Source organism: Sphingomonas sp. 179-I 2A4 NHS (genome assembly GCF_045369135.1).
Taxonomy (GTDB): Bacteria; Pseudomonadota; Alphaproteobacteria; order Sphingomonadales; family Sphingomonadaceae; genus Sphingomonas.
The window spans coordinates 133,027-146,575 of record NZ_JBIQFL010000006.1; the positions used below are offsets into that span (position 1 = coordinate 133,027).

18 protein-coding genes and 1 tRNA gene are annotated in these 13,549 nt (G+C 63.8%); 2 read left to right on the forward strand and 17 right to left on the reverse strand.

What is annotated here, in order from left to right; genetic code table 11:
• Nucleotides 1–345 precede the first annotated feature (345 nt).
• The 9 genes from ACH0CP_RS12355 to ACH0CP_RS12395 are packed head-to-tail and all read right to left on the reverse strand — an operon-like array spanning nt 346 to nt 8,281.
• Complete coding sequence (locus tag ACH0CP_RS12355; RefSeq protein WP_294443102.1) at nt 346–507, reverse strand: hypothetical protein; 162 nt, start codon at nt 505–507, stop codon at nt 346–348.
• A complete protein-coding gene (locus tag ACH0CP_RS12360) occupies nt 504–1,268 on the reverse strand; it encodes an MBL fold metallo-hydrolase (protein WP_294443101.1) in 765 nt (254 codons plus the stop codon). The genes ACH0CP_RS12355 and ACH0CP_RS12360 overlap by 4 nt, the downstream gene beginning before the upstream one ends.
• Entirely contained in the window at nt 1,265–2,041 is a 777-nt protein-coding gene (locus ACH0CP_RS12365) for a TatD family hydrolase (protein ID WP_294443100.1), read from the reverse strand. Before ACH0CP_RS12365 ends, ACH0CP_RS12360 begins: the two co-directional genes overlap by 4 nt.
• On the reverse strand, nt 2,041–3,588 hold the full coding sequence (gene metG / locus ACH0CP_RS12370) for a methionine--tRNA ligase (protein WP_294443099.1): 1,548 nt from the start codon (nt 3,586–3,588) through the stop codon (nt 2,041–2,043). The genes ACH0CP_RS12365 and metG overlap by 1 nt, the downstream gene beginning before the upstream one ends.
• A gap of 12 nt (nt 3,589–3,600) precedes the next feature.
• Entirely contained in the window at nt 3,601–4,551 is a 951-nt protein-coding gene (locus tag ACH0CP_RS12375; RefSeq protein ID WP_294443098.1) for a DNA polymerase III subunit, read from the reverse strand.
• Entirely contained in the window at nt 4,548–5,174 is a 627-nt protein-coding gene (gene tmk / locus ACH0CP_RS12380) for a dTMP kinase (RefSeq protein WP_294443097.1), read from the reverse strand. Before tmk ends, ACH0CP_RS12375 begins: the two co-directional genes overlap by 4 nt.
• On the reverse strand, nt 5,171–6,346 hold the full coding sequence (locus ACH0CP_RS12385) for a D-alanyl-D-alanine carboxypeptidase family protein (RefSeq protein ID WP_294443096.1): 1,176 nt from the start codon (nt 6,344–6,346) through the stop codon (nt 5,171–5,173). The genes tmk and ACH0CP_RS12385 overlap by 4 nt, the downstream gene beginning before the upstream one ends.
• 32 nt (nt 6,347–6,378) lie before the next feature.
• Nucleotides 6,379–7,254, reverse strand: coding sequence for a septal ring lytic transglycosylase RlpA family protein (locus tag ACH0CP_RS12390; RefSeq protein ID WP_294443095.1), 876 nt, complete (start codon nt 7,252–7,254; stop codon nt 6,379–6,381).
• A complete protein-coding gene (locus ACH0CP_RS12395; RefSeq protein ID WP_406875590.1) occupies nt 7,238–8,281 on the reverse strand; it encodes a lytic transglycosylase domain-containing protein in 1,044 nt (347 codons plus the stop codon). Before ACH0CP_RS12395 ends, ACH0CP_RS12390 begins: the two co-directional genes overlap by 17 nt.
• A gap of 97 nt (nt 8,282–8,378) precedes the next feature.
• Here ACH0CP_RS12395 and ACH0CP_RS12400 point away from each other — a divergent pair.
• Nucleotides 8,379–8,468, forward strand: a tRNA-Ser gene (locus ACH0CP_RS12400).
• Between the two features lie 48 nt (nt 8,469–8,516).
• On the opposite strand, the gene ACH0CP_RS12405 is transcribed toward ACH0CP_RS12400, so the two are convergent.
• Entirely contained in the window at nt 8,517–8,936 is a 420-nt protein-coding gene (locus ACH0CP_RS12405; RefSeq protein ID WP_294443094.1) for a BLUF domain-containing protein, read from the reverse strand.
• 145 nt (nt 8,937–9,081) lie between these two features.
• Here ACH0CP_RS12405 and ACH0CP_RS12410 point away from each other — a divergent pair, with 145 nt between their 5' ends.
• A complete protein-coding gene (locus ACH0CP_RS12410) occupies nt 9,082–9,939 on the forward strand; it encodes a Crp/Fnr family transcriptional regulator (protein WP_294443093.1) in 858 nt (285 codons plus the stop codon).
• A gap of 74 nt (nt 9,940–10,013) precedes the next feature.
• Here the strand turns inward: ACH0CP_RS12410 and ACH0CP_RS12415 are convergent, their stop codons facing one another.
• The 7 genes from ACH0CP_RS12415 to fabZ all read right to left on the reverse strand — a co-directional run bounded on the left by ACH0CP_RS12415 (nt 10,014) and on the right by fabZ (nt 13,549).
• Nucleotides 10,014–10,646 carry a PilZ domain-containing protein gene (locus tag ACH0CP_RS12415; protein WP_406875591.1) on the reverse strand — a complete coding sequence of 211 codons (633 nt, stop codon included), beginning with the start codon at nt 10,644–10,646 and terminating at the stop codon, nt 10,014–10,016.
• 208 nt (nt 10,647–10,854) lie between these two features.
• On the reverse strand, nt 10,855–11,775 hold the full coding sequence (gene glsA, locus ACH0CP_RS12420) for a glutaminase A (protein WP_294443092.1): 921 nt from the start codon (nt 11,773–11,775) through the stop codon (nt 10,855–10,857).
• 35 nt (nt 11,776–11,810) lie between these two features.
• Nucleotides 11,811–12,119, reverse strand: a complete 309-nt coding sequence (locus ACH0CP_RS12425; RefSeq protein ID WP_294443091.1) for a DUF4031 domain-containing protein — start codon at nt 12,117–12,119, stop codon at nt 11,811–11,813.
• Between the two features lie 21 nt (nt 12,120–12,140).
• A complete protein-coding gene (locus ACH0CP_RS12430; protein ID WP_294443090.1) occupies nt 12,141–12,437 on the reverse strand; it encodes a PilZ domain-containing protein in 297 nt (98 codons plus the stop codon).
• Between the two features lie 34 nt (nt 12,438–12,471).
• Complete coding sequence (gene rpmE, locus ACH0CP_RS12435; RefSeq protein WP_294443089.1) at nt 12,472–12,702, reverse strand: 50S ribosomal protein L31; 231 nt, start codon at nt 12,700–12,702, stop codon at nt 12,472–12,474.
• Nucleotides 12,703–12,783: 81 nt separating this feature from the next.
• Entirely contained in the window at nt 12,784–12,996 is a 213-nt protein-coding gene (locus tag ACH0CP_RS12440) for a hypothetical protein (RefSeq protein ID WP_294443087.1), read from the reverse strand.
• 73 nt (nt 12,997–13,069) lie between these two features.
• On the reverse strand, nt 13,070–13,549 hold the full coding sequence (gene fabZ / locus ACH0CP_RS12445; protein WP_294443086.1) for a 3-hydroxyacyl-ACP dehydratase FabZ: 480 nt from the start codon (nt 13,547–13,549) through the stop codon (nt 13,070–13,072).

A 13,549-nucleotide genomic window follows, 5' to 3' on the forward strand; every position in this document is an offset into this window, starting at 1 on the left:
TGCTGCCGCCAAGGGCTGCCGAACAACGCGATAAACGTCACACCTGGCGCTACGTCACGGCAGCCTTCGCCACGTATGCTGAGCGGTGAAGCACATTTGCGCGTTGTCTCGTCGGAGGAGCCGTCCCCAATATGATCCACCTGGGCCGGGATCATCAAACGCATAAAGCTACGTCACTACGCTCGGACAATGAGCGCTGTCGGTTTTCATGCCTAAGAGGGACCTCGGCTAAGCCGAACCGTCCTCGCCATTAGACCGATAATATACATTATGTTAAGCGCCCGCGGTTCTTGTGAGCGAGCATCTCTCCACCGGTATCTTGTCTGCAACACCAGAGCTGCTGCCTCACCGATCAAATTGGCTCGCGACAATCATCGCCAGCGCAAAAATGGCCGCCCAAGCGAGGATCATCTTCAACGTCGAGCCAAGTGGCGGCCGGCGGGCAATCAGCGCCGAGAGCGGCAGCAAAAGCATCAGCGCCAGCAGTGCTGCCTGCGCGCCGCTCACAGTTCAAACTCGAGCCCGTCATAGCCCGGCTCCACGCCCAGCGGCAGTTCGGCCCGTAACGTGCGATAATCCATCGACTGGTCCATATGGGTCAAAGCCGCACGACCGGGCGCCAGTTCCGCCAACCAGCCCAGCGCCTGTGCCAGATCGGGGTGCGTCGGATGCGGTCGCCGCCGAAGCGCATCGACGATCCACACGTCCAGGCCGTAATACAGCGCCTTCATCTCCACCGTCATGCCACTGATATCAGTGGCATATCCAATCGACTTTCCGCCAGCTTCGAAGCGCAATCCGGCAGAGGTGATTGCACCATGTGGCTGGTCGACAACGCGCACCTTTATCGGTCCAACCTGCAGCGCATCGGGCAAGTCATTCATGTGCACCGTCGACGGGTAGCCGTGGCGCCCCTCGAAAACGTACCCAAACATGCTCTCGAGCCGCGCCCGCGTGGCCGGCCTCGCGTAACCGGCCACCGGGCGTCCAAGCAGATGGTACACCTGCCGCAGATCATCGATGCCGAAGACGTGATCCGCATGCTCATGGGTCCAGATGACGGCGTCGAGCACGCCGACATTGGCGGCGAGCAACTGCGCGCGCATGTCGGGGCCTGTGTCGACCAGGATCCGCGTGCCTTCATGCTCCACGAGGATCGAGACGCGCGTTCTACGATTGCGTGGCTCCGTGGGATCGCAATCGCCCCAGTCATTCCCGATCCGCGGCACGCCCGATGAGGTGCCGCAACCGAGGATGCGCACCTTCATGCAAGCGTCTTGGAGAAGAGATCGTGGAAGTTTCGGGCAGTGACCTCCTGCAATGTCACGCGATCGTCGCCGCGCAGGTCGGCGAGAAAGGCAGCGGTATCCGCAACGAACGCTGGTTCGCCGGTCTTCCCGCGATGCGGCACCGGCGCCAGAAACGGCGCATCTGTCTCGATCAGCAGCCGGTCGAGCGGCAGCCGAGCAGCGGTTTCCTGCAGCTCCTTCGCGCTCTTGAAGGTGACGATGCCGGAAATCGAAATGTAGAAGCCGAGGTCAAGCGCGATATCCGCAAAGGCCCCGCTTCCGGTGAAGCAGTGGATGACCCCCGCGAAGGCCCCCTTCCCCAGCTCGTCCCGAAGGATCGCGGCCGTATCCTCTTCCGCATTCCGTGTATGCACGATGATCGGCACCTTCGCCTCACGCGCGGCGGCGATATGCGCGCGGAAGCTCGCCTGCTGTCGCTCGCGGTCCGAATGATCGTAATAATAGTCGAGGCCGCTCTCGCCGATTCCGACAATGCGGGGGTGCGCCGCCCGTTCGACGAGCTTCGCGGTATCGACATGCGGATGCTCGTCCGCCTCGTGAGGGTGGATGCCGACCGTCGCCCACACGTCCGGTTCACGCTCCGCCGTCGCGAGAACGTCGTCCCACTCGCTCTCGCGAGTGGCTATATTCAGCATTGCGGTCACCCCGCGGGCACGTGCCCGTTCAAGCACCGCCTGCTGTTCTTCCGCCAGGCCTTTGTAGTTTAGGTGACAGTGGCTGTCGGCAAGCATCAGGCCGCCTCCACCGGAGGCTCGAGCCGCGGGAAGGCGGGCGTAGGTGGCGCTAGCGTTCCGCCGCTCGCAGCCCGCCGCTCATACCATCCATCGTCGTCGACAGCCGCGTGATCCCGCTCGTCCGGCGCAACGCCAAGCTGGTCGAGGATCGCGCCGGCGCCGTTCGGCACTACCGGCAGGATTGCGATTGCAAGGATGCGGATCGCGCGCACCAGCGTCCGCAGCACCGCATTCATCCGCTCTGGATCAGTCTTGCGCAGCGTCCAGGGCGCCTGCGCATCGATATATTGGTTGCAAGCAAACACCCCGCGCAACCACGCCTCGATGCCTTGGCTCAGCATCAGGTCGTCGAACGCAGTCTTGAGGCCCGCCGCTGCGACGATCACTTCCTCGATCAACAGCGCGTCCGCCCCATCCGCCCGGCCAGCATCCGGCAAGGTGCCAAGATTCTTGGCGATGAACGACAGCGTGCGCTGCGCCAGATTGCCGAACGAATTGGCAAGCTCAGCATTCACCCGCGTGACGATCGCTTCGGCCGAGTAGCTGCCGTCCTGCCCGAAACTCACTTCGCGCAGCAGAAAATAGCGCAGCGCGTCGACACCAAATGCCCGGGCCAGATCACCCGGATCGACGACATTCCCGAGGCTCTTCGACATCTTCTCCCCGCGATGGAGCAGGAAGCCGTGGCCGAAGACGGACTTGGGCAGGGCAATACCAGCCGACATCAGGAAGGCCGGCCAATAGACGGCGTGGAAGCGCACGATGTCCTTGCCGATGAGGTGCAGATCGGCTGGCCAGTATTTCTGTTCGCCATCGGGATAGCCCGCGCCAGTCAGATAATTGGTCAGCGCGTCGACCCACACGTACATCACGTGCCCGGGGCTACCCGGAACCGGCACCCCCCAGTCGAAGCTGGTGCGAGACACGGACAGGTCCGAAAGCCCCCCTTCCACGAAGCGCATGATCTCGTTTCGCCGCGATTCCGGGCGAATGAAGTCCGGGTTTGCGGCATACAGATCAAGCAGCGGCTGCTGGTACTTCGAAAGGCGAAAGAACCATGTCTCTTCCGCGGTCCACGTCACTGGCGTGCCCTGAGGGGACAGCTTCTGCCCCCCTTCCCCGTCGACCAGTTCCTTCTCATCATAGAAGGCTTCGTCGCGAACCGAATACCATCCCTCGTAGCGATCGAGGTACAGGTCGCCGGCTGCCTCCATCGCCTTCCAGATCGCCTGGCTGGCGGCATAATGATCAGGGTCAGTCGTACGGATGAAGCGATCGTAGGAGATGTTAAGCTCGTCGCACATGCCGCGGAATAAAGACGACATTTCCGCTGCGAGGTCCGCCACCGCAACGCCTTGATCGCGCGCAGTCTGCACCATCTTCAGGCCATGTTCGTCAGTCCCAGTCTGGAAGCGGACATCACGCCCAGCCTGACGCTGAAAGCGGGCAATCGCGTCGGCGGCGATCGCTTCATAGGCGTGGCCGATGTGCGGCTTGCCATTGGGATAGGAGATTGCGGTGGTGATATAGAACGGCTCGGCCATAGCCTTGAGCCTCTACTCGCGCGCGAGCCGCGCGACCACCCCCGCCAGTTCAAACACCGTGCTTGCCGGATCTAGCGACAAGGCGCGTGCGCTCGCTGCCAGAGCCCGGCTCTCTTCATAAGCATCCAGCGCGGTGCGGAGTGCCTCGCCGGCACGAAACGGCGCCTGCTCCGCGACGAAGGTTGGCACGCGATCAAGGAAAGCCTCGTAGCGCGCCTGCGCAGCCTTGGGGGACAGGGCGCGCATCAGCCGCACCCGCTCCTGATTTGTCCGGTCGCCGTCTCGTGCGATCAAGCCCAGCGCCGCATCGAGCCTGCCGAGTTCCAGCCCGGCAAACCGTAGCGCGCGCCCGGGCGAACCGCCGCCCGAGCGCACCAGCGCCTCGCGCTCCTCATCGCTGGCGTCCGGGATCAGATCGCCAAGTGCGGCAAGCATTTCCTCACCGTTCAGCGGCTCGAATCGCAGCAAGCGGCATCGCGAACGGATCGTCGGCAGCAGCCGTCCCGGCGCATGGCTGATCAGTAGGAAGACCGTCCCTTCCGGCGGCTCCTCCAGGTTCTTGAGCAGCGCATTGGCGCCCGCGCGCTCCAGGTCGTCGACTGCGTCGATCAAGACGACGCGCCGCGGCCCCAGAGAGGGCGTCGTGGCGAACATCGGCTGGAGCGTCCGCACCTGCGCGATCGTGATGCTCCGCGCGAGGTCGCCGTCCGGCTTCCCATCCTTCGGCAGTCGTTCGAGAACGCGGTAGTCGGGATGCGATCCCGCCTCGATCAGCGCACGGGTCCGATCTCCTGTCGCGTCTCCAGCAGCTCGGGCAAGCAGCGACGCCGCCGCGTCGCGTGCGTAGGTTGCCTTGCCGATCCCGGGCGGCCCTGCGAACAGCCATGCATGGTGCAGATGTCCGCCGCTTACGGCCGCTTCGAACGCGGCGTGGGCGGCGCCATTGCCGCGCAGGCGCGTCATGGCAGCAGATCGGCCAGTCCGGCCAGCAGATCCGCCGTTACGTCTGCCGCAGGCTTCGCCGCATCCACGATCCGGAACCGCTCCGGCTCGCCCGCCGCCAGCGACCGGAAGGCGCGCGCCACGTCTGCGTGGAAATCAGGCCCACGCAACGCGAAGCGATCCGCCAGCCCGCCATCTCGCAATGCCGCCCGGCGTGCGCCCTCTTCGACTGGCAATTCGAGAACGAAGGTGCGGTCCGGCAGAAGTCCGTTCGTGCCGAATGCGTGCAGAGCCATAATCGCCGTGTCGTCGATCCCACCAGCAAGACCTTGGTAAGCGCGAGTGGAATCGACGAACCGGTCGGTGATCACCCAGGTACCTGCCTCGACGGCTGGCCGGATCACCTTCTCGACATGGTCGGCACGCGCGGCTGCGAACAGCAGTGTCTCGGTCCGCGGGCTCCAGCGCGCAACGTCGCCCTGCATCAGTAGGCCGCGGATCGCCTCAGCGCCCTCGCTGCCGCCGGGCTCCCGCGTAACGTGCGCCGGGATGCCACGCGCTTCCAGTGCGGCCGCGAGTGCGCGGACCTGCGTCGACTTGCCGGCCCCCTCGCCCCCCTCGAGCGAGAGGAAACGTCCGGTCATCCGAACAGCCCGGTCAGCCCCGCCCAGGCGCGACCGAAGAAGCCTGCTTCCGCCACGTCCTTGTCGGCGACCAGCGGCAGCGTCTGCTCGGGCAGGCCCGGCGAGGTGACAACGAGGTTTGCGATATGCGCGCCGGCCTTGATCGGCGCCTTGATCGGGCCTTCGTACACGACCTTCGCGGTCATCGCCGGCACCGCGCCCGACGGGAGGGCGACTTTCAGGTCGCGCGGCGCAACCAGCCCGACGGTGGACGAATCGCCAAGCTGCACGTCGGCATCGCTCACCTTGCGGCCCTGCTTCACGATCGGCTTCGCCTGCCAGGCCCGGAAGCCCCAGTCCATGAAGCGGACGGATTCGGAAATGCGCTGGTTGAAGCTGGTGAGGCCTGCCAGCACCATTACGATCCGGCGGCCATTCTGCTCTGCCGACCCGGTGAAGCCATAGCCGGCCTCTTCTGTGTGACCGGTCTTCAGCCCGTCCGCACCCGCCACACGACCAAGCAGCGGATCGCGGTTCGCCTGGGTGATCGCCGAACCCGAGCCCAGCGTCTTGCCCCAGGTGAATTCGCGGCGCGAGTAGAATTGCTTGTAGAGCTTGGGATGCTCTTCGATCGTCGCGGCCGCCAGCTTCGCCAGATCCCGCGCGGTGACATAGGTGACGCCGTTGTCAGGCCATCCGTTCGACGTGCCGAAGTGGCTGTTGGTCAGGCCGAGCTTGCGCGCCGCCTCGTTCATCCGCTGAACGAAGGCTTCCTCCGTCCCCGAAATGCCTTCCGCCAGCACCACGCAGGCATCGTTGCCCGACAGCGTCACAATCCCGTTAAGCAGGTTCTCGACCGACACCCGCTCGCCCGGCGACAGGAACATGGTCGATCCCGCTGCCGGCCCGTGCCAGCGCTTCCACGTCTCGGGACGAACCTCGAACTCCTGGTTCAGCTTCAGCTCGCCGCGCTTGATCATGTCGAATGCGACATAAGCCGTCATCATCTTCGCCATCGAAGCGGGCGGCATGCGACGATCTGCATCCTTGGCGTACAACACCGCGCCGGAGGAGAGATCCTCCATGAACGCGACCGGAGCCGTCGTCTGGAACTGCGGCGCCGAGGCAGCCGACGGGTAAGCGACCGACACGGCGATCGCCGGAAGCGCGAGGAAGGACAGGATTTTGGTCATGGACGCTCTACTCGGGGCTCCGGAAGGAAGGTTCAGGGCTGGACGATGATCGTTGCGTCGCCATAGCCGCGCCGCGCGGCCTCGTCACGCGCGCGTTGCGCCGATGACGCGTCGGAAAACGGGCCAAGGCGTACACGGTGCAAGCCGCCGTTGCTCTCCACTCTGCCGTCGAACCTTGCGGCCAGCGCACGTGCCCGATCTTCGCTAGAAAACGCCGCGACTTGGACGAGGTAGGCGCCGCTCTTCGGCGATGCCGCAGCCGCAACCGGTGGCCGCGGCGTTGCGGCTGCCCGCCGCAGCGTAGGAGATGCCGTCTCTCGCATCGTCGATCGCGGTAACTGAATACGCAGGGCGGCCAGCAGTGCCGGAGGCGCGGAAAGCCGCGAGGCAGCTGGCCGGCTACTCGCCAGCGCCGCGGCATCGGCCGCGCTCGCATTCACGCCGCGCACTCGAACCGGCGCCATCGGTTGGCCATTCATCCCCAGGAGCGCCGCTGCCCCCCGGGACAGATCAATCTCGCGGTCGGCACGGCTTGGCCCGCGATCGTTGATGAGCACCAGGATCGTGCGGCCGCTATCCAGCGCCGTCAATTCCGCGTGCGAACCCAAGGGTAGCGTCCGGTGTGCCGCCGTGATGGCATCGGGAACAAACGGCGCGCCGCTTGCCGTCGACGCACCTTCCAGCTCCTCGCCGTACCAGCTGGCGTAACCCACCTGATCATAGCGCGCCGCGCCCATGCCTGACGTACCCGACGGCCCCTCCCGCGCCCCTGCTTCGGGCGGCAACGGAACGGCGTAGCCCCGCTCGGCAGGAGCGGAGGTGATGGGAGGCCTCGGAACCTCGCTGCCGCCGCTACAGCCAGCGAGCAGCAGCGCCACAAGGCTAAGCGCGCTAGCGCTCGACCGCATCGGCCAGCAATCCCACCGACAGCGCATAGAAGTTCGAGCAGTTGTAATCGAGGATCACCCGGTAATTGCCGGTCAGCAAATACGCGGTTGCGCCCGGCCCGTCCGGCTCCATCAGCGTCGCAAGCACGTTGTCGCCCGGCCAGCGGCTACCTTGGGGCACGATCCCCAACGCCCGCCACTCGGCCATGGTCCGCCATGTGCTGTGCCGCTCGAACACACGCGGGCAGCGGGGCGAGACCAGACGATTGCGCTGGCTGCTGCGATCGAAACCCGCGGGAACGGTCACCGCGATCCCCCAAGGTTCACCTGGACGCCAGCCGGCGTTGACGAAGTAATTCCCGATCGAGGCCAGCGTGTCAGCCTCGCTGTTCCAGATGTCTGCCTTCCCGTCGCCGTCGCCGTCACGGGCGAGGCGCAGGTAGATCGACGGCAGAAACTGCGGATTACCCGTTGCGCCCGCCCAGCTGCCAACCAAGGTCGAGCGCGGGATCCCACGCTCCAGGATCTTCAGTGTCGCGATGAACTCGCCGGCGAACAGGCTGCGGCGGCGTCCCTCATAAGCGAGCGTCGCCAGGCTGCGCAGCAAGTCGAAGTTGCCCTTATAGCCGCCGTAGTTGGTCTCGTGCCCCCAGATCGCCACCATGATCGATTCGGGAACGCCGGTCTCGGCCTCCACGCGCGCCAGTCTTGCACGATTAGCTGCGTAAGCGGTGCGCCCCCGGCTGATCCTTGCCGCATCGACATGCCGCGCCTTGTATGGCGCGAACGGCGGCGACGCCGTTGATCCTGGATTGCCCGGCTGCTGGCGATCGAGATCGACAACACGCTGGCTGAACGTCAGCGTCGGCAGCACCGCGTCTACCGTTGCCGGCCGCACGCCCTCGCGCAGCGCCTGCGCACGCAATTCACGCAGGTAGGCCTGGAACCCAGCTTCGTCCTGCGCATGGGCCGATCCTGCAGCGGTGAACGCCAGGCCGATGGCGATGCCGAGACGAAGACGATGAAAGATGGAATGAAAGCGCTTCACCTCGCCTGTGTGACACAGCCCGCCGCATGGCGGAACCGCCAATCATCGACAGGCTTGCACGCATCGCCGCAGCACGCCACAGGGCGATACGAAACGTGGAAGTGTGGCCGAGTGGTTTAAGGCACTGGTCTTGAAAACCAGCGACGGTGCAAGCCGTCCGTGGGTTCGAATCCCACCGCTTCCGCCACCTCAAGCGCGGTCGTGCAATGCTCCGCTCGACAGCGCTTGCGTGCCGTCACTCGCCATTCTCAGCGAGCTGCATCATCAGCGCGATCAGGTCTCGCGATGCGAAGACTGATCCGCGTCCCGCAGCGACGGCGAGCACCGGCTCCAACTGTCCCTCCACGAGACCCGCCGGTCCCCAATAGGCCATCGACCAGTTACCGAACCGGCGCCGGCTCATCGCCTCGGTCTCGATCACCGTCACATCGCCATGACGATCGTCGCGCCTGATACTCGCCATCAGCTCGTCCACTGCCGTGGCCGGTCCTTCCAGCACCTGCGCGAAGTGCGTCTCGGTGAACATCAGCGCGCCCGTTACGCTCAGCAGCCGATTTCGCTCCCGGGCTACCCGCACGATATCCACGACCTTCCATTCGTCGCGGGGAAAGTCGATAAAACTGCGGCTGACGTACAGCAGGGAGACGAGGACCATAGCCTCTTGTTATCCCAACCGATAAACGAGGCCATAGCGATGTACCACGGCGGTCGCCGCCGAGCGGTGAACAAATTGCACAGTTCGATTTTATTTGGGACCCGAAACGACAGGCAGATCGTTGGCTATCGTCAGGAATTCCAGAATGAGCCAAGTTCATCCGGTGCGGGCACTCGCGCCGCTCGCTGCCAAGCTGCGCACGCTTTACGGACTGAGTGTGGCAGACGGCGAACTGATTGCAGGCCTCCCGTGTGCGGAGCGCGCGGTGCAGGCAGGTTCCTATCTGGTTCGGCAAGGTGAACGGCACGCATCGGTTCTCGTGCTGCTCGGCGGTTATGTTCAACGGCACAAAATCGTCAGATCAGGCGGCCGCCAGATCGTTGCGGTGCACCTTCCTGGCGATCTGCTGAATTTTCCGCGCCTGCCACCAGAGAAGGCGAAGGAGAACATCCAGGCGTTGACAGCAACGAAAGTGGCGGAAATCCCGCTGCCGGCAATGATCGCTCTGCTGAAAGGATCTCCGTCCATCCTTGAGGCGCTGGCGCTCGATCAAGTTGCGGAAGGAGCGATTTCGCAGGAGTGGATCGTCAACCTGGGCCGGCGGGATGCGCTTACCCGCACGGCTCACCTGCTGTGTGAACTTGGGCTTCGCCAAGCGACCAAGGGACTTGGAGACCGATCGCGCTTTCCCATGCCCTTCACGCAGGAGCAGCTGGGCGATATTCTCGGTCTCACCTCAGTCCACATCAATCGCACGCTCAGGTCCATGGCTGCCCAGGGACTCATCGAATATGGCGACGGCTGGGTGACGATTGCCGATCTACGTCGGCTGGAACAGGCGGGCGACTTCGACGGCACGTACCTCAATTTGGAGTCGGCCATCGCGGATGTCGGCCAGGCGATTGGCCAGCGCTTCACCGCGGAGGAGATCGGCGCGAAGCCATCAGAGGATGACGCGCATCACCTGATGCCCGCACGAACACGCCAAGAAGTCGGCCGCTGAGACCAAGATGGTCGTGGATGGTATTATGAGGCCGATCAACCTCAGCTAGCTGCGGCCGGATGTCGACGGCGCTCTCAAGCTTCGTTGATCGCCTTCGCCGACGACAGATCGTCAACGCTCAGCACTTCGAGGAACTCCAGTCCCGCAATCCCGTCCGAAGACCAGCGCACGAACCCCCGCCGATCATGCCCCGGCGTCACCTGGATCTTGACCGACAGACCCGGATAGAAGCGGCCATCGTGAACCACTTTCGCGCCGCGTTGGGAAAGGTCTCGAAGCCGTACGACCTGGATGCCGAACTCGCTCATTGCAACCGCTGGCTTGTCCACCGGAAGGCGCAGCGATCGCCGACGCGAATGCCGTCGCTCCTCGTTCAAGCGGTTCAAAAGCGCGAGGCTGTCGATGGGGGTGATCAGCTTCAACCCCGCCCAGTCCGAATCCCGCCACACGACATTGCCCGTTAGCGTACAGTTCTCGGACAGATCGACCGTGACTTCGTCGCCTAGCCTCAACGGCAGGCGTGCAGAGATCATCATGCCACCGTCAGAGATATTCAGCACGCGGCCGAAACCCTGATTGCCCCCGCATGTCATCCGGGCGATGAAGAAGACGGTGACATGTCGGCTTCCACCTCGCCGATCAGGCTTATCATCAGCTACCGGCGGCGCCGGCTGCGGATCGATGAAGTGGTGATCATGCAGGTTCATTGATACCATCCTCATCCTGAAGTGAATTGCTCAGAGGCGGAGGTGGAGTTTAGTCCTTAACGAAACATTAATATCTTGTACTTGCAGATTTATTAACCATCAATAATCTCACTGAAATCCTCTGGGCCAAACCGCCGAGGCAGTGGCCCATTCAGCGCCTCAGAAACGGCTCTAGGTCGCCCCCGGAGGGGGTTCAGCGTTATATTGTTCAAGATCGAGATCTCAGCGGCGGCCCGAACACCGACCATCCGGTCTTCGCCCCGAGCTTTTCGAGCGCGTGAACTCCCAGGATCGAGTTTCCGTTCTGATCGAGGTTCGGAGACCAAACCGCGATCGACGCATGCTCCGAGGCGATGGCAAGGATCCCGCCCCCGACCCCGCTTTTCGCCGGCAGGCCCACGCGCACCGCAAAGTCGCCGGACCCGTCATAATGCCCGCAAGTCATCATCAGCGCGAGTACCTTGCGCATGCGCCGCGCCCGCTCCGCCTCGGCCTCATCGGTTTCGCTTAAGCGAGTGCGGGTGAGAAAGCGTCCGGCCAAGGCCAAGCCTGTGCAATCGACCGAAATGGCGCACTGCTTGGCATAGGCTTCCATGATCTCGTCAATCGGCGCTTCGACGTTCCCGTGATGCTTCATGAAGCTCAACATGGCGCGATTAAGATCGCCGCCTTCGTTCATCACGTCATCATTGAGGCTAAGCGGATGCTCGCCGATCTGCTCGCGCACGAAGTTGATGACCGTATCTGATCCGCCGCAGTCGGTGACCAGCATGTCCACGACGACCAATGCGCCGGCGTTGATGAAGGGGTTGCGCGGAATGCCTTTAGTGCGCTCAAGATCGATGACAGAATTGAACGGATCACCAGACGGCTCGCGGCCTACCCGCTCGAAGATGCGATCGCCGCGGCTACACAGGGCAAGTTCCAGCGCGAGCACCTTGGAAATGCTCTGGATCGGAAAGGCGACATCGGCGGCGCCGGCGGTGAACACATCCTCGGCGATCGCAACGGCCATACCGAACTGGCCAGGTGTGAGCCCCTCTCTCTTTGCATCTGCCGCAGCTTCCAGCTGCGCTGCATCTTCTTCAATTTCTCGGGCGATTTCGTTGACGATGATCTGTAGGTCCATCGCTGCCAAACGTACTAGATCGGGGACGGGTACCGTCAGCCGATCAGCGCCGCGTGCCGCGCCCTCTCTCGGCTCAATGCCGCGACGAAGTCCGGATCGGCCCGCAGGCGGCGCATCACCATCACGATCTCGCGCCGATTCACTTCCGTGGCACCGAGACGTAGCGCTAGGACGCGGCGATCTTGCGGCACATCGTAATGGGGAAAACTGCGCGGCTGGAACCAGCGCCGCTGCATGCCGACCGCGTCCGCCATGCCATGCAGTTCATCGAACGTATCCGCGATCATGTGGCACATCAAATGCCCACGGAAGGGAATGAAGGCCGTGTCGACGTAAACCGCCATTCGGCCTATGTAGGATGCGGCTTAGCGCTCGGCTAGCTGATCTAACGACGTCTGGCTCAGCGGCCGCTGGAACTTGCAGCCGGCGGTATAATCGTCAGCCCACATCACGTCGGCAGCAACGGGCCCGATTTCGGGCAGCGTCAGCCAGATCGTGGAGCCTTTGCGGAGCGCAGAATAGCTTTGGATGCGCACGCTGTGGAGCGAGATGTCCACCACCTTGCACAGGGTCCGGCCAATGCTGGCGTCAAACGAAACCGGCGCACGCGGGCTGCGGCGCCGGCCGTTTGTCTCTGCAGGTTCGAATTCCGCCGCGAACATGCTGAATGCTACGTTCGCGATGGTTAACCTTCAATTACTTGCGGAGCGTGAGACCACCGCCGAAACGCTTGTTGAAGCGTGCAACCTGGCCGCCCGCATCGAGCATCTGGCCCTTGCCGCCGGTCCATGCCGGGTGCGCCAGCGGATCGATCTCGAGCGTCATCGTGTCGCCTTCCTTGCCCCAGGTGGAGCGAGTTTCGTACACGGTGCCGTCGGTCATCTGCACCTTGATCATGTGGTAGTCGGGGTGGATATCGGTCTTCACGTCTAGTCTCCGAAATGGCTGGTTCCGACCAGCCTGAAAGGAAGCGGCGCGCGTAGCAGAGCATCTGCCGCGAGGCAACGATCAGCGAAGCTTGCGCCAGCGATTGAGCGCCACCAGCGACCAGATCGCTTCTACGACGCCGAACGGCCAGGCGCCCTGCAAAAATCCGTAGGCGGAGCCCAGCATACAGGACAGCGCAAAACCCAGCACCCACGAAGGGGAGCGGTCTTCCATCGCATAGCAGATCAGCATCAGGCTGACCGCGACGAGGCCGAAGAGGGTGAGGCTATCCATCAACTGGCGCTCGCCTCACCCTTCGTTCGTCATCTTGCTCGACGCCCCGCATGCCTCGGCGCCGTCAAGGCAATCACGCGCTCGGCGGATCCGCAATCATGGCGGTGAACTCGCATTCCGCAGCGAGTTCCCCGTCGATCATCGCCTTGCCGGCAAACTTGCAGACCCGCGCACGCTTCTGGACGAAGGAGACCTCCAGCGTCAGCAGCACGCCCGGCTCTACCGGCTTCCGAAATTTCACGCCGTCGATCGACATGAAATAGACGAGCTTGCCGGTGCCAGCGAGGCCGAGGCTTTCGACCGCCAGAACGCCGGCGGCCTGCGCCAGCGCTTCGACGATCAGCACGCCCGGCATGATCGGGCGTCCAGGGAAATGTCCCTGGAAGAACTGCTCGTTGATCGTCACAGCCTTGATGGCGGTGATCGATTCATCGGGCACCAGCCGCTCCACTCGGTCGACGAGCAGCATCGGGTAACGGTGCGGCAGCGCCGCCATCACCCGCGTCACATCAAACGGGCCGAGGATGTTGGCGGCAGTCGGCGTCTCGCTCAT

What these genes read in the sequence shown, in the direction of transcription:
- ACH0CP_RS12360 (WP_294443101.1), bottom strand. Translation starts at nt 1,268, where the DNA reads ATGAAGGTGCGCATCCTCGGTTGCGGCACCTCATCGGGCGTGCCGCGG.
- ACH0CP_RS12365 (WP_294443100.1), bottom strand. Translation starts at nt 2,041, where the DNA reads ATGCTTGCCGACAGCCACTGTCACCTAAACTACAAAGGCCTGGCGGAA.
- metG (WP_294443099.1), bottom strand. Translation starts at nt 3,588, where the DNA reads ATGGCCGAGCCGTTCTATATCACCACCGCAATCTCCTATCCCAATGGC.
- ACH0CP_RS12375 (WP_294443098.1), bottom strand. Translation starts at nt 4,551, where the DNA reads ATGACGCGCCTGCGCGGCAATGGCGCCGCCCACGCCGCGTTCGAAGCG.
- tmk (WP_294443097.1), bottom strand. Translation starts at nt 5,174, where the DNA reads ATGACCGGACGTTTCCTCTCGCTCGAGGGGGGCGAGGGGGCCGGCAAG.
- ACH0CP_RS12385 (WP_294443096.1), bottom strand. Translation starts at nt 6,346, where the DNA reads ATGACCAAAATCCTGTCCTTCCTCGCGCTTCCGGCGATCGCCGTGTCG.
- ACH0CP_RS12390 (WP_294443095.1), bottom strand. Translation starts at nt 7,254, where the DNA reads ATGCGGTCGAGCGCTAGCGCGCTTAGCCTTGTGGCGCTGCTGCTCGCT.
- ACH0CP_RS12405 (WP_294443094.1), bottom strand. Translation starts at nt 8,936, where the DNA reads ATGGTCCTCGTCTCCCTGCTGTACGTCAGCCGCAGTTTTATCGACTTT.
- ACH0CP_RS12410 (WP_294443093.1), top strand. Translation starts at nt 9,082, where the DNA reads ATGAGCCAAGTTCATCCGGTGCGGGCACTCGCGCCGCTCGCTGCCAAG.
- ACH0CP_RS12415 (WP_406875591.1), bottom strand. Translation starts at nt 10,646, where the DNA reads ATGAACCTGCATGATCACCACTTCATCGATCCGCAGCCGGCGCCGCCG.
- glsA (WP_294443092.1), bottom strand. Translation starts at nt 11,775, where the DNA reads ATGGACCTACAGATCATCGTCAACGAAATCGCCCGAGAAATTGAAGAA.
- ACH0CP_RS12425 (WP_294443091.1), bottom strand. Translation starts at nt 12,119, where the DNA reads ATGGCGGTTTACGTCGACACGGCCTTCATTCCCTTCCGTGGGCATTTG.
- ACH0CP_RS12430 (WP_294443090.1), bottom strand. Translation starts at nt 12,437, where the DNA reads ATGTTCGCGGCGGAATTCGAACCTGCAGAGACAAACGGCCGGCGCCGC.
- ACH0CP_RS12440 (WP_294443087.1), bottom strand. Translation starts at nt 12,996, where the DNA reads ATGGATAGCCTCACCCTCTTCGGCCTCGTCGCGGTCAGCCTGATGCTG.
- fabZ (WP_294443086.1), bottom strand. Translation starts at nt 13,549, where the DNA reads ATGAGCGAGACGCCGACTGCCGCCAACATCCTCGGCCCGTTTGATGTG.